The sequence below is a fragment of the Paenibacillus sp. GCM10027630 genome (assembly GCF_042676305.1).
Classification (GTDB): Bacteria; Bacillota; Bacilli; order Paenibacillales; family NBRC-103111; genus Paenibacillus_S.
The window spans coordinates 112,762-135,099 of the sequence record NZ_JBHTGY010000026.1 but is presented as its reverse complement, the minus strand read 5'-3'; the positions used below and the strand labels follow the sequence as shown (position 1 = coordinate 135,099).

14 protein-coding genes and 1 other annotated feature are annotated in these 22,338 nt (G+C 46.3%); of the genes, 1 reads left to right on the top strand and 13 read right to left on the bottom strand.

Features of this window, described 5'->3' with window-relative positions; genetic code table 11:
• Nucleotides 1-103: 103 nt before the first annotated feature.
• The 8 genes from ileS to ACFQ0C_RS12300 all read right to left on the bottom strand — a co-directional run bounded on the left by ileS (nucleotide 104) and on the right by ACFQ0C_RS12300 (nucleotide 14,585).
• Nucleotides 104-3,187: an isoleucine--tRNA ligase gene (ileS, locus tag ACFQ0C_RS12335; protein ID WP_379367119.1), complete on the bottom strand. Its 3,084-nt coding sequence runs from the start codon at nucleotides 3,185-3,187 to the stop codon at nucleotides 104-106.
• 46 nt (nucleotides 3,188-3,233) lie between these two features.
• Nucleotides 3,234-3,490 (bottom strand) — a binding site (T-box leader).
• 46 nt (nucleotides 3,491-3,536) lie between these two features.
• A complete protein-coding gene (locus tag ACFQ0C_RS12330; protein ID WP_379367117.1) occupies nucleotides 3,537-5,006 on the bottom strand; it encodes an arylsulfatase in 1,470 nt (489 codons plus the stop codon).
• Nucleotides 5,007-5,097: 91 nt separating this feature from the next.
• Complete coding sequence (locus ACFQ0C_RS12325; protein WP_379367115.1) at nucleotides 5,098-7,293, bottom strand: heparinase II/III domain-containing protein; 2,196 nt, start codon at nucleotides 7,291-7,293, stop codon at nucleotides 5,098-5,100.
• Between the two features lie 48 nt (nucleotides 7,294-7,341).
• Nucleotides 7,342-8,115 (bottom strand): carbohydrate ABC transporter permease, encoded by a 774-nt coding sequence (locus ACFQ0C_RS12320; protein WP_379367325.1) that lies wholly within the window; start codon nucleotides 8,113-8,115, stop codon nucleotides 7,342-7,344.
• A 153-nt stretch (nucleotides 8,116-8,268) separates the two neighbouring features.
• Nucleotides 8,269-9,168: a carbohydrate ABC transporter permease gene (locus ACFQ0C_RS12315; RefSeq protein WP_379367113.1), complete on the bottom strand. Its 900-nt coding sequence runs from the start codon at nucleotides 9,166-9,168 to the stop codon at nucleotides 8,269-8,271.
• 321 nt (nucleotides 9,169-9,489) lie between these two features.
• Complete coding sequence (locus ACFQ0C_RS12310) at nucleotides 9,490-10,863, bottom strand: ABC transporter substrate-binding protein (RefSeq protein WP_379367111.1); 1,374 nt, start codon at nucleotides 10,861-10,863, stop codon at nucleotides 9,490-9,492.
• Between the two features lie 337 nt (nucleotides 10,864-11,200).
• A complete protein-coding gene (locus tag ACFQ0C_RS12305; protein ID WP_379367109.1) occupies nucleotides 11,201-12,826 on the bottom strand; it encodes a response regulator in 1,626 nt (541 codons plus the stop codon).
• Nucleotides 12,813-14,585 carry a sensor histidine kinase gene (locus tag ACFQ0C_RS12300; protein ID WP_379367107.1) on the bottom strand — a complete coding sequence of 591 codons (1,773 nt, stop codon included), beginning with the start codon at nucleotides 14,583-14,585 and terminating at the stop codon, nucleotides 12,813-12,815. The genes ACFQ0C_RS12305 and ACFQ0C_RS12300 overlap by 14 nt, the downstream gene beginning before the upstream one ends.
• Before the next feature lie 229 nt (nucleotides 14,586-14,814).
• Here ACFQ0C_RS12300 and ACFQ0C_RS12295 point away from each other — a divergent pair, with 229 nt between their 5' ends.
• Nucleotides 14,815-16,605 carry a methyl-accepting chemotaxis protein gene (locus ACFQ0C_RS12295; RefSeq protein WP_379367105.1) on the top strand — a complete coding sequence of 597 codons (1,791 nt, stop codon included), beginning with the start codon at nucleotides 14,815-14,817 and terminating at the stop codon, nucleotides 16,603-16,605.
• Nucleotides 16,606-16,627: 22 nt separating this feature from the next.
• Here the strand turns inward: ACFQ0C_RS12295 and ACFQ0C_RS12290 are convergent, their stop codons facing one another.
• The 5 genes from ACFQ0C_RS12290 to ACFQ0C_RS12270 all read right to left on the bottom strand — a co-directional run bounded on the left by ACFQ0C_RS12290 (nucleotide 16,628) and on the right by ACFQ0C_RS12270 (nucleotide 22,304).
• The gene (locus tag ACFQ0C_RS12290) at nucleotides 16,628-17,392 is read right to left on the bottom strand and encodes an alpha/beta hydrolase family protein (RefSeq protein ID WP_379367102.1); all 765 of its coding nucleotides are present in this window, start codon (nucleotides 17,390-17,392) and stop codon (nucleotides 16,628-16,630) included.
• A 30-nt stretch (nucleotides 17,393-17,422) separates the two neighbouring features.
• A complete protein-coding gene (locus ACFQ0C_RS12285) occupies nucleotides 17,423-18,025 on the bottom strand; it encodes a transglutaminase-like domain-containing protein (RefSeq protein ID WP_379367100.1) in 603 nt (200 codons plus the stop codon).
• On the bottom strand, nucleotides 18,018-18,950 hold the full coding sequence (locus ACFQ0C_RS12280; RefSeq protein ID WP_379367098.1) for an ornithine carbamoyltransferase: 933 nt from the start codon (nucleotides 18,948-18,950) through the stop codon (nucleotides 18,018-18,020). The genes ACFQ0C_RS12285 and ACFQ0C_RS12280 overlap by 8 nt, the downstream gene beginning before the upstream one ends.
• A gap of 753 nt (nucleotides 18,951-19,703) precedes the next feature.
• A complete protein-coding gene (locus ACFQ0C_RS12275) occupies nucleotides 19,704-20,234 on the bottom strand; it encodes a YbjN domain-containing protein (protein WP_258215932.1) in 531 nt (176 codons plus the stop codon).
• A gap of 24 nt (nucleotides 20,235-20,258) precedes the next feature.
• Nucleotides 20,259-22,304, bottom strand: a complete 2,046-nt coding sequence (locus ACFQ0C_RS12270) for a hypothetical protein (RefSeq protein ID WP_379367096.1) — start codon at nucleotides 22,302-22,304, stop codon at nucleotides 20,259-20,261.
• Nucleotides 22,305-22,338: the final 34 nt, after the last annotated feature.

Below are 22,338 nucleotides of genomic sequence, written 5' to 3'. Positions count from 1 at the left end.
CCCCAGCAAGAGAGAGACTTCCCCTATTGTAAAGTCTGATAGTATGAAAAAAAACCTTCAATACCACCCTTATGTGGTTTGAAGGTTCTTTTGTACAAATTAATTAAGACTCAATAAACAACCGAAGCGTTCTATCTCCAATTGCTATAGTTTCCATACCCTCTGCTTCAGCGTAGCGTACACTCGCTAACAGTACACTATCCTGCAGAACATGATCGAAACGCTCCAATGCCGTTTTCAGCTGCGAATCGACATCGAGAACGAGGTCAACACGCTTCTCTATCGGAAGCTCCAGCTTTTTACGGTAATCCTGAATGACCCGAATGACCTCGCGAACAAGACCCTCCTGCTCCAGCTCCTCGGTAATTGCTGTGTTCAGAGCCACAATCATTTGATAACCCGATGCGGAAGTAAAGCCCTCTTTGGCTTGTTTCTCAACAAGCAGCTCATCAAGAGTGATGTGAAGCGCTTCTCCATCAATCGTTAAATCCAGGAAGCCGCTATCCACCGCTTGTTTGGAGGCGGAAGCAGATAATTGCTTCAGCTGGCTTTGCACCGGACCTACGAATTTACCGTATTTTTTGCCTGCAACCTTAAGATTCAGCTTCAAGCTGTATTGAGCGAAGCCGCTGTCGCTTTGTTCCACACGGATCTCTTTAACATTAATCTCATCTTTGATGATATCCTCGAACTGACCTAGATTGAAATCCCGCGTAAGCGAAACAACCAGCTCTGACAGCGGTTGACGGTTCTTGATGCTGGTTTCATTCCTGATATTGCGCGCGAGCTCAACAATCTGCCTTGCCGTTTCCATGTCGCTCTCAAGTGCTCTATCAATGGCAGCATCGTTCACCAAAGGATAGTCCGCGAGATGCACACTTCCCTCGCCTCCGAGGTTATTGTACAGATCATCCGCAATTAGCGGCGCATATGGCGCAATCATTCGTGCAAGCGTCAGCAGCACTTCGCGCAATGTCTGGTACGCTGCTACTTTATCCGAAGTCATTTCGCTGCCCCAGAAACGGTCACGTGAGCGGCGGATGTACCAGTTGCTCAGCTCTTCAATGAACGCTTCGATCTGCTTCGCAGGATTCAAGAAATCGTTGACCTCAAGTCCAGTGACAACATTTTGCAAAGTGCTGTTCACTCTCGACAAAATCCAGCGATCCAATAAGTTCGCAGAATCCAGCCGCGGATGCTCTTCAGGCTTATATTGATCAATCGTTGCATACAACGCGTAAAAAGCATGTGTATTGTTAATCGTATCGATTACTTTCGATTTTGCTTCAGCTACGATTTGCTTGGAGAACCGCTTGCTGTTCCAAGGTGCGCTATCAGCCAGCAAAGCCCAACGGAATGCATCTGTCCCCAGCTCCTCAATGATCTCCCAAGGATCGATAACATTTCCTTTGCTCTTGGACATCTTTTGCCCATTTTCATCAAGGATATGTCCAGTCGACAGCACCGCTTTATAGGGCAATTGACCATTATAGAGCGTCGAAACGGCCAGCAGGCTGAAGAACCAGCCTCTCGTTTGGTCGATTCCTTCGCAGATCATATCTGCTGGATACTGCTCGTGGAACAGCTCTTCGTTTCCTCTCGGATGATGGTACTGTGCAAATGGCATCGATCCGCTGTCGAACCAAACATCGATCACTTCCGGTGTCCTTGTCATGACTCCACCGCAAGAGCAGCGAAGCTTTACTTCATCTACATAAGGCTTATGCAGCTCCAGGTTTTCACCGATCGGTTCAATCGCTCTCTCTTGCAAATCCTTGTAGCTTCCCGGCGCATATTCGGAACCACAATCCTCGCATGCCCAAACATTAAGCGGTGTACCCCAATAACGGTTCCGGCTGATGTTCCAATCGACGAGCTCCTCCAGAAATTTGCCAAAACGACCTTCACGCAGATGTGGAGGGTACCAGGCAATTTTACTGTTGTTCTCGATCAACTGGTCTTTGACCGCTGTCGTTTTGATGAACCAGCTCTCCATTGCGTAATAAAGCAGCGGCGATTTGCAGCGCCAGCAGAACGGGTAGCTATGCTCGTAGCGTTCCTTAGAGAATAACAGGTCCCGCGCAGACAAGTATTTCACGATATCGACATCGCAATCCTTAACAAAACGTCCCGCAAAATCGGTGATTTGATCGGTATAACATCCGGCTAAGTTAACCACGTTAACGAAATCCAGCTCGTGCTGGCGAGCCGTACGATAGTCGTCCTCCCCATGAGCCGGAGCGATATGGACGATACCCGTTCCACTTGAATCACTGACATAGTCCGCATCTACAACGATATGTCCTTTGTTCACGCTGAAATATCCAAAAGGAGGTTCATAAGAAGTACCTACAAACTCGGCTCCCTTATGCGTCGATAAAACTTCGTAATCCTCTTTGAACAGTTTTTCAACAAGATTCATTGCAACAATATAAACTTCGCCGTTTTGTTTAACTTTGGCGTAGTCGATATCTTTATTCATAGCTAGCGCCACATTAGCCGGCAGCGTCCATGGAGTTGTCGTCCATGCAAGGAACGATTCGTCTCCGTTCTTGCTTTTGAACTTTACTGTGGCACTCAAATCCTTCACATCTTCATAGCCTTGTGCCACCTCATGCGAGCTAAGCGTTGTTTGGCAGCACGGACAGTACGGGCTGACGCGATGACCTTTGTACAGCAGTCCTTTGGAATGGATTTCGGACAAAATATGCCACACACTCTCGATATAACCGTTGGTTAGCGTAATATATGGATTATCCATATCCGTCCAATATCCGATTGCTTCGGTCAGCTCACGCCATTGCTTCTCATATTCGAATACGCTACTTTTGCATTTCATCACGAATTCAGCAACGCCATATTTTTCGATCTCTTGTTTACCGGAGATCCCCAGCTCCTTTTCCACACCAAGCTCAACAGGAAGTCCATGCGTGTCCCAACCGGCTTTGCGGACGACACGGTATCCAGACATCGTTTTGTAACGGCAGATGAAGTCTTTAATAACGCGGCCGAGCACGTGCCCGATATGAGGTTTACCATTTGCAGTCGGAGGACCCTCGTAAAAAACAAAGTTTGGCTTGCCCACGCGGTTTTCGATCGATTTGCTGAATGTATTATTCTGTTTCCATTGTTCAAGAACACGCAGCTCCCGGGTTCTTGCTTTTTCTTTCACATCCACTTTTCTCATGTTGATCATCCTTTCTTCAAATAAAAAAACAAAAAAATCCCGTCCCATAAGGGACGAGATTAGCTCTCGCGATACCACCCTAATTCCGTAACGATCATATCCATATGATCTAACGACTCCTCATGCTGCGTACCATCATACGCGGCCCTTGTAACGGCGGGATCCCGGGACAGCTTACTTAATTGCTTCAGCTTTCCTTCTCGGAGAGGATATTCCGCTAAGTCTTGAACATTGGCTTTCAGCGCAGGGCCAACTCTCTGGGGGACAAGGATTTAGCATACTCGTTCTCGTCAATGAATTTATAAAGAGATTCAACTAACTTTATTTTTACACCAAGTCCATTAAAAAGTCAACCGGGCGCATCGCCCAATGATCGTTTAAGCACCGTTTGCACATGGCACCCGACAAATAACTGCTTCCCGTCGCTATAGCCTTCCTCTCGATCAGCCAATTCTGCCGCGAGCCGTCCTCTCCAGTTATCCAGATTAACCTTATATCGCGTATCCTCAACCAGATTCCTTGTCTCCTGCGGATCCTGACTTAGATCAAACAATTGCTCACGGCCCGTTTGGGAAAACCAGATATACTTCTGGACACCATCTGTCATGTAATGATTAGACATGTCTTTACACTCATGTTCTCCATGAATATCATTACGCCACTGTACACTCTCACCCCTAGCCAATGGGAGCAGACTTAGGCCGTCAACGGTATTAGGGATAGACACCCCTGCAGCATCAAGCAATGTCGGCATAATATCTCTAATTTCTATCACATGATCGTTAACTATATTTTTGTGCAAATTTAATAGGCCACCGGGATCGGCAAGTATAAAAGGAACCTTGGCACTTCCTTCATAAGGCAATGCTTTACGAAACAGATGATGATCACCCAGAAGTTCTCCATGATCCGAGGTGAACAGGATGATTGTATTATGAAGCACACCATACTCTAACATCGACTGTAGAAACCTTCCAATCTGATGGTCGATATGTGTAATCAGAGCATAATAAGCAGCTTGCGCTCTTCTCAGCCTGTTTCGAGGTACGATCCCTCTGTTAGTTATGGGATTGAGCCCGTTGCGGTCGGGATCTGCCGCTTCTGCCCATTCCCCAACGACAGGGTCCGGCATGTCAACGTCCGTATACATGTCCAAAAATGCCTGCGGCGGATCAAACGGCGGATGCGGCCTAACAAAGGACATGCTTAGGAAAAAAGGCTTCCGTGGGTCACGGCGGCGGAGAAAATCAATGGACTGGGTCACAACCCAATTGGTTGGATGCAAAGCTTCCTGCAAATGCCACGGGCGGGCTACCGTCGAGGCATTACAGTCCAGTCCGAGATCCAGCAGGTCACAATCCGCCCCTGCCCTCTCCCGGAGCCATGGCAAATAATCATCGCAGCTGTCGAATGACTCCGTCACCGTATTCGCCGAACGAATCCGGTTGTGGTGCAGGTATCCATCGTGCATCACAACATTGTGAAAACCGCACAGGTTGCGCGCTGGGTATACGTGCATCTTGCCTACGCATTGAGTATGGTATCCTGCCTCAACCAGAACCGAGGGAAGCGTATGCTTATAATCCCATGCAACCTTATCCTGATAGCCTACCCTTCCATGACTGCGCTGACTCATCCCTGTGAGCATCGCCGTACGAGCCGGAATACAACTTGGCGTCGCAGAATAGGCGTTGCGGAACAAGACGCCGCTGCGAGCCAACTGATCCAGATTAGGCGTATCCACTACTGGATGATTTAATATACTGAGGCAATCCCCGCGCATCTGATCTACTGAGATTAGCAGTATATTAGGCTTCATAGTAGTATCCCCCTTCCTTTACTCTGTCGTCTTAAAATGATCTGGCAGCTTAACGCCCCTCACAGCGGAAGCAATCATTTTGGTAAAGACTCTATTTCACCTGTTCCAGTATTGCCTGTTCCTCTTTCCAATCCAATGTAAAACTTAACTCCACATCAGAAAGCGTCAGCTCCAGCAGCAAGCTGCCATCGCTTTTTGTCCCAACATTCAGCTTCAAGTGTCCCGAAATCTGTCCTTGTCGATCCGTCTCATTGTCATAAGAGAACGCATTAATAAACAAGACTTCCCGCTCCCTAGAGCCGCCTACCCTCTGAACGAGTGTTTGCCTGGACCGGTTCGGCGGGTTATCAACTGTACGTGCAGTAATCAATTGAACTGGGCTCGAGCACCAGCTTACCTGCTGCAGCATCCCTTCTCTCATTTTCCATTCCAAGTGCTGCCCAGCGACTAGCTGCTTACTCATTTTATCTTGAAGCCAATGCTCTCCCAGCTCGCTAAGTTCAGCATCGGAAGGCTGCCATAAGCTGTTATCCGCCAGTTCGCCGCTCAAATGATATAACAAATCGATGTCCCGTTCTTCCGGTACCGTCACCTTAACCATATCCAGCAGCAAGTGCTCAGTAACCATATTCACTCTCCGCAGGCTAACCCCGTCATAGGCTTGATCATCCCAGGGGCACATCTCCTCGGGCAAAATAATGGAGTCCTTGACCGTATAGGCTGAATCATTCCATTCCACAGCACTTTCGATCCATGAGCCCCAGTGCTCTTGATGATACTGAAGCCGCTTTCCGTCAGCCGGTGGTTGGTCCTTACCGTTAATACTCACGGTATTATGGGAATACGTGTGCTTGAACCATCCGTAATGCGCTGGAACTCCGTACGCCGTGGTGCCCGGGTCGATGAACAACAGCACGCTCCCGGCTCCGAATGACAAGCCAAGTCTATCCATATGATCGTGCTCTCCGCCAAACTTGCTGTGCTTCACCAGCAAATGCCAGCCCTTGCGGTTTACAAGCTTGGTCAACCCGCTGGCATCCGAGGTGGTGTCTGACATGAGGAGCTGAGCCAAAGAACGATCTCCGGTAGCCGCATCCTGAGCTGTTGAGGCCTTAATATGCTGCCCGTTGTCCAATTCTTCGCCAAACCAAAGCGCTTCAAGGGAATCACGGTCTACAGGAGCAACCGAAGGAGCCTTCCAGCTTTGCTGCACATTTTTTTCACTAAATGGACCGGAATCCTTTTGCTCTCCATTCGGGTTACTAAATCCATACGCCAATCGTAAAAGCTCGCCATACCGGGCATCTCCGTACCAATCAAAAGCGATTTCATAGTAGGGCGCCAGCCTCTGAATGTTCGCCGTATAACTCGCATCATTGAGATTCGGCAGTGTACCATCCGGTAATATATATCCCAGCGGGAAATCGAACATTTTCTTAAGCGTAGGGTGCGCCTTAAGATCCCATTCCGTGTTTTCAACCAAAATGACATATTGCAAAAGCGAGTGGTATCCGTAGAAATGATATTGAAAAGCTCCTTCATACCACATCCCGTCTGCTAATACACCGCGGTCAATTTGATCAAGGAGGCCATACTCTCCCTTCAATCCAGCCAGATGAACGGCTTCATCCTCAAGAAGAAAACCAAGCATCGCTATCGCGGAAGTGATCAGAACCGCATGATTATGTAGCTGCTTTTCTTTATGCTCGATAAGAAATTCCGCACAGGGCAGCAGCAAGCCGCTGCGAATCAGCTGCTTCTCTTCGTCAGTAAGCATGCGCTCAACAAAGCGGTACGCATAACAAATATCGATAATCCAATGGGCTTCATCCAACGTTTGGGCGAACAGCTTTCCCGGTCCGTTGTAAGGAATATCTCCGTGAATCTCATAATTGACGTAATATTTGGCATAATCGAGCAGCACTGCCTTAACCTTGCCCGATGCTTCTATATCATCTTCTATCAAGCAGCTTAATGCGAGATGCTTCATCCCAATGCCGAGCTGCGAGTGAGCCAGCGTTACCCAAGCCGCATCGAACGGCTCCCCTGTCCATGGCTTAGAGCAGACTGGACATAGATGCTGCTTCGGAGAGCTCCAATCGAATTGGAGCCGGGCTGCGTCATGATGACAATAATAGTAGTGAGTCCAATTACCACGTTCCCCATCAGTGATCGTATAGTCGATCTCCTGTGCGCTTTTGGAGAGCGCATGAAGCTGTTCCAACGCCTTGCTATAGCTGGGATTGGCAGCATTACTCAGCAGCTTTTCCAATCGGAGGACGTTCATGAAATTCCCTTCTTTCCTAAAATATCAGGAGGCAAGCTTCCCCTAAAGTTAACCTTTGACAGATCCCGATGTGACCTGCATGAAGGTTTTATTAGCCAGCACATAGACGATGAGCAGCGGCAAAATCGACAAGCATGCACCGGCCATCATATAATGCGTTTGGGCCGCCGAGGCGATGCCATACCGCAAGCCAGCAAGCCCGACCGTTAAGGTTTGCAGCTTCGGCTGGCTCATCGTGAACACAAGTGGCAATATGTATTCGTTCCAGGCATTTCGGAAAGTAAACAAAGCGGCCACGCCGAGCCCTGGTTTTAATAAGGGAAAAATAATTCTTGTAAATATCCACACCTTGGAGCATCCATCGATCATAGCAGCTTCATCCAATTCCCGCGGAATCGCTTTAACGAAGCTAAGCAAAATGAAGAAAATATAAGCATGTCCGCTGACCAGAATAAGGATAACACCTGTCAGAGACGTATGCAGCTGAAGTTTAACCATCAATTCAAACTGCGGTCGAAGGACAACCGCCCCTATGGAAATAAACATTGTAGAAGCTTGTAGAGCGACATATACGCTTTTCCCAACATAATTGAGCCGATCTACAGCATACGCCGCCATGGATGCAACTATAAGTGTCCCGACCGTCGTAAGGATACTAACATACAGGCTATTCCACGTGTAGGTGGAAAAATGGGCTTGCTCCCAAACTTCGGCATAATTTTTAAAATGCCACACATCTGGTAAAATCGTTGCTCCCGCCGTTAGCTCTGCGTTCGACTTGAATGAGCCTAACAATGCCATCACGATAGGAAATAAAGTCATTGCGGCTATTATAATAAGGAATATCCATAAAGCCCATCTTTTAGCAGCTGAGCTGACCGACCATCCATTGGTGGTAGAGTTGAGCTTTACTGCGGCTTTGGTTTCCATCTGCACACCTCCTGTGAGTTTAGGCTTGTTGCAAGCAAGCACTGATTAGTACACTTTATTCATCCGTTTGGATGAATAAAAATAAATGACAGTGATGACCCCTACAATCAATGCCGTTACAAAGCCAACGGCACTCCCGTAGCCGATCTGCTGCTCCACAGCCGAGCCTGAGGAAGTAAGAGGAAAGAACAGCTTGTAAACATACAGATACATGACTTCCGTTTTGCCTATCGGACCGCCTTCCGTCAACACCATGATGCTTTCATAGCCTTTCAGGGAGTTGATAATAGCCAGCATAATGACCATTTGCAGCACCGGGCCCAGCATCGGAATCGTAATGTACCAAAACTTTTGCACCGAATTGGCTCCATCCAACGAAGCGCTCTCGTAGACATCATTCGGAATATTTTGCAGCCCCGCAATAAAGAGAAGCATATAATTGCCTACCGCACCCCATACCGCAATAATAATGACGATAAGCATGGCATGACCGGGTCCCAGCCAGTCGATACTTTTGGAGATGATATGATAGCGGGTTAAATATTGATTGAGAATTCCGTTATAGGAATTGAAAATAATGAAGAAAACAATGGAAATGACCGATGTACTCACGATAGTAGGCATAAAATAAATAGCCCGCAGCAGATGCTTACCCTTCAGCCCCTTATTCAGGATCACAGCCAATATAAGGGACAGTGGCAGCGTAATGATTAGCTTTCCTCCTGCGTACACGAAGGTGTTTACCACCGAATCCCAATAAGTGTGATCATTCAATAATTGGGTAAAGTTATCCAGACCGACGAAACGCTCTTTGCCATAGCCTTTGTAATCATAAAACATATACCGCATCGCCCATAGGATAGGGTATACGCCGAATACGAGCGTTAAGATCAGGCTTGGCAATGTAAATCCGTAACCTGCCAGCTGCGGCCGTAATTTCCTCATCTGTCAGCCCTCCTCCTAATTTCACTTGTTGATAAGAAAAGCTTCTATTCGAAGCCCTCTCAATGAAGATACATTCGTGTCTTAGCGGTTGCTTTTCTTTCAATATTAGAAAGGTGAACCTCCGGTTCAAACTTATACTTTCAAATATTATAAGAAAACCTGTATCGAGGCCATTCAAGATGAGCGACCGCGAATTAAAAGCAGGCTTTCTTGCAATATCAGTCTTGTCTCAGCTCCGCTGACGAGTTTGATATTTTAAAAAAGAGGAGCCTGCAACAGCAGACTGAATCTGACTGACTGTGACAGGCTCCATGAATCTCGTTATTTCGCAAACGAGCCTTGCATTTTGGCAGGATCAAAGCTTGGATCCGGCGCTACTTTTACATCACCGCTTGCAATAGCTTTATCGAGCGCTTCGTTATAGCGCTTATTCAGATCAGCCACGATCTTATCCAAGTCCCCACCTTCCAAAATATATCTCCAGAAGGCATCCTCGTATTTCACTCCCTGCACGTTCACAGTCGGTTGTGTAGGCCATACGCCATCGTATTTATTGGGCAGAAATCCTTCGATTCCGTTAATTTCAGGCTTCTTCGCCTTCGCAATAATAGAGGGAACCATGGAAATCCCGTAGCCCTTCTCGTGATACGTTTGTAAAATGTCATCACCGTTCATATAGCTGATGAACTTCCATGCGGCGTCCTTCTTCTTCGAGTCTTTATTAATCGCAAGCCATTGACCTCCCAGGAAGCCGGATGCGCCCTTCGCGTTGCCATCGATAGTCGGTGCAGGAGCCGATGACCAGTTGATTTTGGCCGGGAATTGACTCTTATAAACTCCAGGCTCCGAAGAATAGGACAAGTACATCCCGATCTTACCTTCAGCGAACTGAGCGCGCAGCGGATCAATATCAAGCGCTTCCATCCCAGGCAAAGTGCTGCCGTCATCGCGCATTTGCTTGAACGCCTTCGTAATTTCCTTGAATCCGCTCATATCAAAACGCGCGGTTTTGAAGTCATAACCGAAGCCCCCATAGCCGCTTAGCTCGGCTATTACCCTGGCTGAACGGTTCCAAGCGCTTGCAGGTGTTTTGAACGGCAATGCAAAACCATATGCACCTGTTGCTTTACCTGCTGCCGTCAGCTTCTTGGCAGCCTCTACCATCTCTGCAAGCGTGGCCGGCGGCTTAGCAATTCCTGCCTTTTCGAACAAATCTTTATTGTATACGAGCCTCATAGTGCTTCCATAGTTCGGCAGACTGTACAACTTACCGTCGAACAGATTCTGATCGGCCATTGCCGGAAACTTCTTTTTCTGCTCATCCGTTAAGTAACCGTCGATCGGTGCCATATATCCTTTTTTATAAAAGGTTTGAATCACTGCACCTTCCTTCACTCTGAACACGTCCGGCGCTTGTGCAGCCGCAAAGGCCAAGTCTAGAGCCTGTGCATAATCATCCGCTTTCACGACCAGCTCCACTTCAATGTTGTCCTTATTCGTCGTATTGAACTTTTCGATCACTTCTTTGATATAATCCGCGTCGTGACGATCGAGGGTCCAATACGTAATTTTCGTCTTCTCGCCCGGCTTGCTGCCAGCTGCTGCTTCCTTCTTCCCTTCCTCCGGAGCTGCTCCACATGCAGCCAAGCTTACCGATAGCAACACGCTCATTGCCGTTACAGCCGTCTTTTTCATCCTTAAAAGGCCTCCCTTTTCTCTCGTTATTGTCCAGGAGTCTGTCCGACGCAAGCAAATCCGTGAATATTTATTCACTACTGTGGTTATTACAGGAAAGGGATGGTACTCCACCGCTCTTGAAATTTAAGTTGTCTTTAATTTACCTTGCGGTAACAACTTCATTTCAAAGGCGGCCGTAAACTTTCCGTACCATTCCCTTATCCCTCCATAACCTCATGAATAATTATTCACGTAGATCAAATCGTCGAACAGATTCCTAGCTCTTGCTGTTTATTGTAGTGGATAAAAGGATGCGGCATAATGTGGCAAAACAAAGAAAGAGGGCAGAAATCCATTATTTCTGCCCTAGATAGGCATCCTTAAACTCCGAGGGGGTCTGGCCCGTATGCTTCTTGAACACATCGCTGAAATAGCGTCTGTGCTCATAACCCAAGGACTGAGCAATCTCCTGCACCTGATAATTATCGATAAGCAATCTTTTGGCTCTCTCAATCCGCTCGTTAGTTACGAACTGGTTAAACGTAGTTCCCGTTACCTTTTTGAACAGATTGGCAAAATGCCCTCCGCTTATATTCATGAACCTCGCGCAATGCTCCACCGTTAAATCCAAATGCAGGTTCGTACGAATATACTCTATCGCCCGATAGATCAGCTTAGTCGAATCGCTTACTTTTTCCTTCTCAATCCAAGCGCACCCTACCCTGCTGATATCCTTCAACATCTGCTGAAATTCCTGTACCATAACCAGCTCCTGGTTGCTACGATCACGGATTTTACGGTCGTATTCCTGCAAGCTGGAGAATGGAACCAGCTCGTAGAGAACACGCAGCATAATGAAGGCCAACTCATAATACAGGCTGCGAATATAATTCGGATCGGGGAGTGGGCTCAGATGATTCATTTCCTCGAAGATACATTCCAGCTCTTGTAGCGATTTGTCCAAATTGCCTGCCCGAAGGGATATGAGCAGCTCCTGCTCTTTGGCCGGTGAATAACGCGGGAAAGCCTCCCGCTCCTTCGGTACATCGGTAAAGCTGTATGCTCCGTTTCCCCCTGTATAGAAATGATAGGCCAGAGCTGATAAAGCCGATTTATAAGAGAGCGGCAGCTCGTGAATTTCACGGACCATGGATCCAATACCTATTGAAATGGTAAACCGTGTACACTCCGCTATGTTGGAGCAGCATTCTCGGGCAAGAAGCTCTACCTCCTCCAGACGGTCACTGTTTATGATACATGTGAAGTAGCTCTGTCCATCGCGGAAAACGATGCCTTGGGTAGTGCTGCTAATGGTTTCCTCGATAATGTTATGCAAGGCAAAACGGACGAGCTCGATTTCATGAATCGGTTGTGTGGCATATTTGTCCGTAAATTGATCGATCTCAATGATCAGAACTACGAATCGTTCCAGCTCCATATGGACCTTCAATTCGTTCCAGTATCGCTCCGCATCTTCCCTCCGGGTCTGGTATTGCAGCAAGCGGCTGAAATATTCTTGACGCAATAAAGGCAGGCTTTCCTGAACCTTTTTCTCCATAATCTGAAACTGCTCATGCTTATTCTGCTCTTTCTCCAACGCTTGCTTCGCCTTCAGCACTACCTTCGTAATCTCCTGTATGGAGAACGGCTTCTTCATAAAATCCAAGGCCCCCAGACGGATCGCTTGCTGTGCATACTCAAAATCCGTATAAGCACTGAGAATAATAATTTTGCAATCAGGAAGCTGTTCAATAATGCGGCTGATCATTTCCAGTCCATCCATTCGAGGCATGCGGATATCGGTTAGAATAATATCAGGCCGAACCTCTTGAATAATACGCAGCCCTTCTTCTCCATTTTTTGCGGTACCTGCAATCTCAATCCCGTAATCCTCCCAAGGAATTTTGGTGGCAATCATTTCAACCGTACTTTTTATATCGTCAATCACACATAGCTTGAATATTACGTTATCTGTTTGCATACGCCTTCTCCCCCTCCCGAAGCGATAGGATCAACTGAACTTTGGAGCCAATCCCCGGTTTGCTATCATATTCAATCGTTGCTCCTTCTCCGTAAAATAAATGAAGCCGATGAGCGATATTCCGCAGTGCATAGCCCTTGTGAGAGACTTGCGGCTGCTCTATAGAACGTTTCAAGCTGTTTACATCCATACCCATGCCGTTATCCTCGACTGAAAAGCACAAAGCCTGCTCTGTTCTCCTCAGCATTATCCGAATAAGACCGCCTTCCTCACGATCCTTAAATCCATGAAGAATACAGTTTTCCACCAGAGGCTGCAAAATCAGCTTAGGAATCTCCAGTTCTAAAATAGTTTCGTCCTCGACATCAATAATGAAATCGAACTTACCTTCATAGCACTTCTGCTGAAGAGTCATGTAATGCTTGACATGTAGCAGCTCTTCCTCGATTCGTAGAATATCTTTGCCCTGGCTTAAACCAAGCTGAAACAACGTAGATAACGATAAAATCATCTCATTGACATCCTCATTATTACCTAGCACGGATTTGCAATAAATCGTGTTTAACGTATTATACAGAAAATGCGGCTCCATCTGAGCGGAAAGCGCTTTAATTTCCGTTTTGCGTTTTTCTTCTTCTCCCCATCTCACCTTAGCGATCAGCTTCTTGATTTCCTCAAGCATCGAATTGAACCTCATGCCCACCTGTGATACCTCATCCTGGTACAAGCTGTGGAATCGCACATCCAGATCATTATGCTCCACCCGCTTCATTAAGTTATTAAGCCGGAATAAGGGTCTCAGCAAGAGATCAGTAAGCACGTTCGACAGCAGCAGCGCGAGCAGCACGAATCCCAATATGACCAGCAACGTCGTCCATTTAATGGCTTCCACCTGCTGCAATACAACTTGCTTGGATTGAGTTTCATATAAAATCCAATCCTCTCCGACATCCAGCCTGGAATAATTGATCAGATAGTCTTTATCCTCGATTATTGAGCTGAAGTAACCGTTCTTCTCATTTTTAAATTTGCCGAGAAATTCCGGATCCTGCCTCCAGGTTTCCTCCCCATTACCAACACGACCTATGACAGGCTTCCCCTCCCTGTTCACAAGCGAATAGCCTGTGGAGGTGCTGATCTGATCGACGATTAAATTTTGCAGATCCTTCTCCTTAATATTAACTACAATGTACACGTCCTCTACATACTTCGCCGCACTGCCATCCACCACAAAGGAAATGACCCTGTCTTTTCCATAAAAAAAGCTGTCTTCATGGCTCTCGATCCATACTCCCCGTTGCATAGCTTTAATTTTCTGATACATCTCGGATTGATAAAAGGAGTTTTCCTTCAGGCGTGTGTAAGTGGTTGGATAAAAATCGCCGATCGGCGTAGCAATAAGAATCGACTGTATAAAGTCATCATTAAATTTGAGCAGCGCCAGCATCGATTGAAGCGAGGATAAATGATAATAATATCGGCTAACATCCTCCATCGATACATCATCAAGAACATTTTTATACGGATCGCTTATTTTAAGGGACATGATCGATAAAACAATCTTTTTGAGCTTCTCATCCAGCACCTGGGACGATTTATTAATCGTATCCTGACTTAGCCGGAGTGCATTCTGCTCGACGATTGTTGCGGAAATGGTGTAAGAGCTCCAGCCCGAGGCGGCAATCGCCAGTGTCATCAGAAGAACGAAAGAAACCCAAATTCTTTTTTTGAAGGAAAGACGATACAGCAGCTGTTTCATAAGCTAACACTCCCTGGGCGGTTAAAATGGTTCAGCAAACGATATGTAAACGATTCAACGCAACGGAGTAGAATCCTTCAACTCGTCAATTGTATAAATAAAATCTATAGTAAACAATATTTTATATAGATCAAATTTATAATACCTTTACTTGCAGATGACACTTAGCTACAAATTGTGCCTTATACTGATACTAGTTTCGAGAATATGGTAGAGAGGACTTGTGCCCATGTGGAGTAAATGGTCGAAAATCGAGTTTCAAAATATACGTATACGCAAATTCATTTCCTTGCCCACACATCTTACCGTCCGGAAAAAACTATTAGGTTCATTCCTTCTGATAATCATTCTTCTAGGCATCATAGGGGCCGTTAGTATGCAGAGGATGTCCCTGATGCAGAAAGAAACAAGTGAAATAACAGACTCCTGGATGAAGGGCATTGAGACCATCAGTAATATTAATTTGTACGCCAAAGATATGCTGGCCCTCCAGGCCACCATGATTATGGAGCCTAATGATAGTAAAAAAGGAAACTTCATGCCGGAATCCGGTAAGCTTTTCAAAAAAATCGATGATGGGTTAGCCATGTACCAGGGAATGATTAAAGATGCCAAGGAACAAGGTCATTTTGACAATCTGCAGAAGAAATGGGCTACCTACAAAGATATTTATTCGGATTCCTTCATTATGGCTACCAGAGTTAATTTCGTAGAGGGTGCGGGTGCCTACTCCACTCAGATTGCAGCTATGCTCACCAAATCCGAGCAGGCTTATCAGGAAATGCAGAAAGAAATTAATGAGCTTGTCGATTTAAATAAGATTGGAGCGGAAGAGTCCTCTGAGAAAAGCGCAAATCTATATAAAAGCGCAGTTCGTGATATCGGAATTACTGTGCTGCTATCGGTTGTGATTTCAGTTGGACTAGCCCTCCTTATTGCAGCCAATCTGGCGGGACCGGTTAAGCGGGTATCCCAGGTGCTGAAACAAATTTCAGAAGGGGATCTGACACAGCAAGCGCTAAAAGTGAAAAATCGCGATGAAATCGGTCAACTCGTCGACTCCTTAAATCAGATGACCCTCCATCTTCGTACGACGATTATGCATATTCATGAGGCTTCCGATACGGTAGCCACCTCTTCCAGCCAGCTTCTGATCAATTGCGAGCAGAACACGTTGGCTGCAGATGAAGTAAACAAATCGATCCAGGTAGTCGCTGAAGGATCCGACAATCAACTGCTCAGTGCAAGCCAGACGGGGCAATCTATAGAAAAAATTACCGACGGAGTTCAATTCATTGCGGATTCCACCACTGAATTATCGGGTGTGGCCGATGAAGCTTCACGTCAGGCGAAGCTGGGACATTCCTCAATGAATTCAGCCATTCATGTAATGGGGAATATTAACGAGGTCGTATTGCGTGCTGAGCAAGGGATGAATCAGTTGGGGCAGCATTCCAAGGATATTGGAAAAATAGTAGATATCATCGGTGATATTGCCGGGCAAACTAATTTACTTGCTTTCAATGCAGCAATTGAAGCGGCTCGTGCAGGGGAGCAGGGGCGAGGTTTTGCAGTTGTAGCCGATGAGGTACGCAAGCTGGCTGTGCAATCTTCAGACGCCGTTAGGCAAATTGGCAGTATTATTACGAAGGTTCAAACGGATACCGCCAAGGTTACGGAGACGATGAAACAAGGGCTAACCGAAGTCGAGTCGGGAATGGCTTCGATTGGAAGTGCTGAAGCCTCTTTCACGAGCATTGTACATAGAGCCGAAGATGTTAGCCAGAGTATTCAAAGCATCTCCTTCGCTGCACAAAGATTGGCAGGAAGCGCTCAAGAAGTATATGCCACCATACAAGTTATGGAAAACATTGCCGCCGAATCGGCTACAGCGGCTACTCATGTCGTCACAACTACAGGCCAACAGCTGGCTTCAGTTAATGAAATGGCTTATTCCGCCAATCACTTGAGCACCATTGCTCAAAAGCTGAGGCAGCAAGTTAATTTATTTACCGTTTGAATAACGTCAATCAGCTGTTCATTTATAAATATTTCTTGAACCACTCCATACCATCGGACATCATATCCGCCGTAAATTTATGCCCGACTCCAGAGTACACGGTCAATTTAACCTGCTCCTTGCTGCTGTAATTTCTCTCGATACGATGATAAAATGCCTCTAAATCCGCTGCCGGAACTTTATCATCGTTCTCACCCGTCAGGATAAGCAGTGGAAGCTCGCTCAGCTCATTCAATAACGGCAGCGGATGAAATGCAGACACCTGTCTTTCATAGTCCTGTATCGTTTCTTCCCCACCCAAATGGCGAAATTGATTGAAAGTAACAATGAACCTGCGTACGATATTATCCCACCGTGGAGAGCCCGAGATCGGGACAGCTGCCTTTACTGCCTTCAGCCGCTCTTGCGCCAAGTAATAATAAATAATATGAGCTCCCATCGAAAAGCCGATCAGACCCACTCGCTCCGCATCTGCCGCAGGATGCTCAGCTAAATGCCGGATCAATCGATTAATGTAACCCGAGGTCTCTCGGTAGATTATAAAAATATCCAGTGGATCCTTCAGCTCCTGAGCGGCATAAGGCGACTCTCCATAACCAGATGCGTCAAAGACTACAGCAAAATAACCAGCAGAAGCCAACAGATGAGCGGCCTCCAGGCCAGATTCTTTCCCGGATCCGGCTCCATGCAGCAGCAGGACTATCGGCCTCTTGCCTGCTTCGTCTGCGTCATAAACAGAAATTGCTGCGATATCCTCTAGCTTGAAAGGCTCCGAAATGATAGGCATAGATTAGGCTCTCCGTTCCCCCGCACCCAATTAGATGTCCGTAGGCAGTTTATTAAGGTACATGTTTAAGCAGCTTGTATTCTTCTTTAACACTTCCATTGTTTTGGCATTAGGCTTGGAATATATGGTGGGATAATCAATTTCTCCAAAAAACTCTCTAACCGGAAAAGCCAGCCGTTCTTCCTCGGTTGAGAACTGCGCATTTATCCCTTCCTTATTGCCGCGTGCATCGAGTCGAATCCACTTCTTGGAACCCGATACGTACACTGCGTTTAGTGCATGTACACAGTATCCCGTATCCGGCGTATCACCAAGAGTTAATCGTTGATAGCAAAAGCCTGCCGGAATCCCTCTCCCGCGAAGAATAGCTGCTAACAGATTGGATTTGGCGTAGCAAATTCCTTCCTTCCACAACAGTACATCCGATGCTTTCCACGTAATTCTTGTACTCTGAATATCCCAGGAATGCGCTATCTCGTCACGCACATATTCAAATGCAGACTGAATGAAAGCAAGCTCGTTGTCCGCCGATCCATCCGCTAAAAGCTCTATTTGTTCTCTAATCGTTGGGTGACTAAAATCAATCTCATCCGTTTCTTCCAAATAGTCATTTATATGATTGGATTCAAGCACTCACTCCTACCTCCTGTCCAAGCAGATGTAACAGCAAGCTTTTTTGAACATGCATCCTGTTCTCAGCCTGCTGATAAATGATCGATTTGTCGGATTCAATTAACTCCTCCTCGATTTCGAAGCCAGGATGAACCGGCATATCATGCATGATGTAGGGCGAATATCCTTGCAGATTGCGCCTGTTCACCTGAAAAGGCAGCATGGTCTCAAGCCTGCGATTTTTCTCATTCTCATAATGAGCATCATGGTAAAATTCCATATCAACCCAAGTATCCGTATATATAAAATCCGTTCTTGCAACAGCTTCTGACAAGCTTGCTGCATTCTCAATACAGCCGCTCGAATAAGCTTCCTGCATAAGCTCCTCATCCCATGACGCCTCATTAATGATCGAGGTCACCAATAAAAGCTTAATCCCTAATGTGACACAGCCCGCTACCAGTGAATTAACAACATTATTGTGAATACCAACATAGGTGAGAGTTATGCCAGAGAATGTCCCCCTAATTTCGTAAATGGTCATTAAATCGGCCAAAGCTTGGCAAGGATGATACTTATCGCAGCAGCCATTGATAACGGGTACTTGGGAGTATTGTGCTAACTGCAGCAAATCCGAATGCTTCTTCAATCTGGCCATAATAACATCACAATTTCTTGACGCGTACCTGGCTTCATACTGAATCGGTGAAATGCTGAAATTACTCGTTTCCCAATCCATCGTAACAGCGTAACCGCCTAATTGATTAATACCTGACTGGAAAGACAGATTGGTTCTTGTAGATGTTTTTTGAAAAAGCATAAGAAGACCTTTTCTCTCACACGCTTGGTAAAAATCATGGGGGCTCTGTTTGATTTCAATACCCTTTTGAATAATGGAGTATAACGCAGCCTTGTCGAGCTCCTTTAAAGACAATAAATGATTCAAAACCCTCTCACCTCAATGTATTAATATTCATTAATATGTATAATAATACATTCAAGCCATGACTGTCCAGTAAGAAAAGCTTTTGATCGAAGTCCTTTCGATGAAGATACATTCGTGTCTAAACGGTAGCTTTTCTTGCGATAATAAGAAAGGGCTGTCCCAAAATTCATTTTTGGAATAGCCCTTCCACCGTTTAATTCTGAATATAGGGTTACAAAAGAACCCCCATATTAAAGGTTCTTGTTTACACATTATATCAGATTCATTTACTCACTAGGGCTTACTCTTTTGATATAGCCCTTCTTGGGTATTCTCAGCAGAGAAATAGCAGAGATGAGGTCGCTTTCCAACGCGTGTTAATCGCGGAGTTCGGGGTTCGTTACAGCATGGCATTTCAGCCTAGCGACCCAACGCAATTATCAGAAAAATGTCACGTTATTTTCTCGCAAAATAGCGTTCCCAAGCCCTATAACTGGAATTTCTCCTGCTAATTCTAAGGATTTCGGCTGATCTCATACCGATCACCTCTATTAGCAGGAGTTTTTCCAGTTAGATTGCTTTCAAACGGTTTCCAGGCTGGATTAACGGGAGGATTTCCTTCTATTACCTTTCTATCGGCAGCCGGCAAATGTATCCCTGTCTCCTGTACAATGAAAGCAAACTTTGAACATCTCTTCTCATTCCATGACTTAAAAATCCCGCCCCATTAGGGACGAGATTGTAACTCTTCGGTACTTCTATATAAAGCTGATCCTAGTTCGATCCCTTTTCGAGAAAAGAAAGAGCCGAGGACAGTTCTGTTCTCCCCGAAGCAACACCATCGATCATTTCTGCGAAAGTATCCATCATCAGCATGAATACATCAATGATCTCCAGCAGCTCATCCTTTGGTAAGATCGTGCTGCCTGACACGCACCATACATACCGATAATAGAGCTCTCCGTCTTCACGAATACTGTAATGCCCGATCGCCAGATGACAATTGATGGCCAGCAACAATTTTTCTACTTGCTCCAGGTTCTCTTCTTTCCATATGGTTGGAACCTTAGTATAGATTTGCAGCAGCCGTATATGCTTGATCCCATGTTCAGCCAAAGAGGGAATAAAGCTAAAGGTCAGATAGCGATCACGCTCCCGATCATCCTGGTTTATAGGAACAAGCAGCACTCCGATTGGCACATCGTCCGAAGGATCGATCAAATCAGATTGGAGTCCGGCTTCCTTTAAATATTGCTTAAGAAAGCCCAGCTCAGCCAAATCTCTTGCTTGTGTACTTTCACTCATCGGCATTCCCTCCGGTTGGTTTGTTTATTCGCGTTTCTTCATACTCTTAATCAGTAGCTCGCGCTGCTTGCCAACGTCTCCGTTAAGTCTGTACAGCTCCATAGGATTGACGCCGCTAGAGGCTATAAAATTCTCGACGCGCTTGTACTGTTTTTTAATGTCAGGATCACTAGGCTTATACTCTGGAAGCTTCGCTATCATATCCAATATCAAATTACTTTGCTCAACTCTTTTCGCATGCTTAACGGTGGAGGATTTCTCTGCATTAAACACCATTTTGGTAAGCTTCCATGCATCCGGCTTAGCCGCGCGGTCACGGCCTATTTGTTTGGCTTTCCGGCCCAAGCTCATTGTAACGCCAACTCCTGCCGCTACAGCTTTCAACGGTACTCCAACTTGGGCCCCGGCACCGCTTAAAGTAGCGATATCCCCGGCGATATTAGTCATTTCAAGGCCAATCTGAATGCCCGCTCTCGTCAATCGTTTCTGATTGATATACTTCATTTCTTTGGCTACTTCGTACTCCTGAATATCCCGCAGCTCCACTTGTTCAGCTTCGCTCGCCGCAGCACCCTTCGCGATTAAATCCTGCTTTCGCTGCTGCAGCTTGGCCGTATCCGTCCCCGGATTGAAGGAGCTCCATAAGTTTCTGCCAAACAGTGTGTACTGCTTGGCCCCAACGTAATCCTTGCTGGCGTAATCCTCTTTGAATTTCCGCTTGGCCTGTGTCATCCGATAAGTAGCTATGGCCGACTTGATCATACCGTAAACTTTGATCGTAATGGTAATACCGCTGATCGCAATGCCAAGTCCCGGAATTGCCTGCGCAAGCCCGGCTCCTCCAACCTTTAGAATGTCCAGAATCGATTTCACAGTCTTCACAGCCGATTGAGCAACTTTAAGTCCGTTACTAACCACTTCGAGCCCTCCGCTAAAAGCCTCATCGGCGCTGATGCCCTCGCTGCTGGTCGCTTTGCTGAACAGATCGTATACGTTTTTGACAATCATAAAAGAGCTTTTGATCGCAGATATCGCTTCGCCTACGGATCCCGACCAATCGCTTACCGCTTCGGCTCCCGTGACACTTGTGTCAGATAGCTTTCCGATATTATCGGCAAACCCTGAGGTGCTCTCAACACCTTTCTGGAGCGACTTTCCTGTATCGAGTACACCTTCAGTAATGTCAAAGCCTTTCTCCGTAGCCGACTTTTCCGTGTCATTAACCGTGTCCACGATCTTCTTCATCGCTACGAGACCGTTGAGACCGGACATTAGCATGTCCCCCGGAGCGGTTGCCATACCTAATTTGGCATTTTGCAGCTCCAGCTCCTCTTTTAATTCTTCTTTACCCTCAACACCATCGATCTCATCAATACGAATATCCAACGATTCTGAAACGCCGCCCGGTCCGGTGTTTATTATATCGCTTCCCTCACCGATCATTTCAATCCGATCTTCAATACCAGTCATTTCTTCTTCGGCAGGAGCGCCGATCTGATCCATACGAGTATTAGGCGCTTGCTGCGCCGTGATCTGCTGAAGCTTGTCCCTCGCTCCCGACAGTCCCTTGATTTCCCCAATCTTATTGCTTCGAATAAATCCGTGTTTACCATCAAACTTGGCTAATTTCCATTTGCCTGTACTATCGGTTACATCATAGGTTTCAAATTCACCACGAAAACTGATCTTGGATCCTATCATTTTATCTTCCTGGACGGTAAACGTCTCACTATTGGTTGCAGCATCGGTCTGTTTGTCATAATCACGCAAATGAGCACCCATAATCGATTTCATCGAAGCTGCCTTCGAATTCGGCAGAGATGCGGGCAGCTTAGTAGGAACAGGAGGAGAACCCGACGTATTGCGTTGAATACGCTTGTCCATCATCATTCTGCCTACCGCTTGATTACCTATCGAACGCTGAAGCTGCATGATACCTGCTGCCGAAGACATGCCGACCCCACCCGTTGGAAATGGGACCGTCTGCGTGGTCTGCCCTCCCTGCTGCGCAGAGGAGCGGCTGGAGGCCGCGACATTATGAGCGGCTCTGGGTTTCGATCTATCGTGCATACCGATAACTCCCCTTCACATGATGTACATCTGT

What these genes read in the sequence shown, in the direction of transcription:
- ileS (WP_379367119.1), bottom strand. Translation starts at nt 3,187, where the DNA reads ATGAGAAAAGTGGATGTGAAAGAAAAAGCAAGAACCCGGGAGCTGCGT.
- ACFQ0C_RS12330 (WP_379367117.1), bottom strand. Translation starts at nt 5,006, where the DNA reads ATGAAGCCTAATATACTGCTAATCTCAGTAGATCAGATGCGCGGGGAT.
- ACFQ0C_RS12325 (WP_379367115.1), bottom strand. Translation starts at nt 7,293, where the DNA reads ATGAACGTCCTCCGATTGGAAAAGCTGCTGAGTAATGCTGCCAATCCC.
- ACFQ0C_RS12320 (WP_379367325.1), bottom strand. Translation starts at nt 8,115, where the DNA reads ATGACTTTATTTCCTATCGTGATGGCATTGTTAGGCTCATTCAAGTCG.
- ACFQ0C_RS12315 (WP_379367113.1), bottom strand. Translation starts at nt 9,168, where the DNA reads ATGAGGAAATTACGGCCGCAGCTGGCAGGTTACGGATTTACATTGCCA.
- ACFQ0C_RS12310 (WP_379367111.1), bottom strand. Translation starts at nt 10,863, where the DNA reads ATGAAAAAGACGGCTGTAACGGCAATGAGCGTGTTGCTATCGGTAAGC.
- ACFQ0C_RS12305 (WP_379367109.1), bottom strand. Translation starts at nt 12,826, where the DNA reads ATGCAAACAGATAACGTAATATTCAAGCTATGTGTGATTGACGATATA.
- ACFQ0C_RS12300 (WP_379367107.1), bottom strand. Translation starts at nt 14,585, where the DNA reads ATGAAACAGCTGCTGTATCGTCTTTCCTTCAAAAAAAGAATTTGGGTT.
- ACFQ0C_RS12295 (WP_379367105.1), top strand. Translation starts at nt 14,815, where the DNA reads ATGTGGAGTAAATGGTCGAAAATCGAGTTTCAAAATATACGTATACGC.
- ACFQ0C_RS12290 (WP_379367102.1), bottom strand. Translation starts at nt 17,392, where the DNA reads ATGCCTATCATTTCGGAGCCTTTCAAGCTAGAGGATATCGCAGCAATT.
- ACFQ0C_RS12275 (WP_258215932.1), bottom strand. Translation starts at nt 20,234, where the DNA reads ATGAGTGAAAGTACACAAGCAAGAGATTTGGCTGAGCTGGGCTTTCTT.
- ACFQ0C_RS12270 (WP_379367096.1), bottom strand. Translation starts at nt 22,304, where the DNA reads ATGCACGATAGATCGAAACCCAGAGCCGCTCATAATGTCGCGGCCTCC.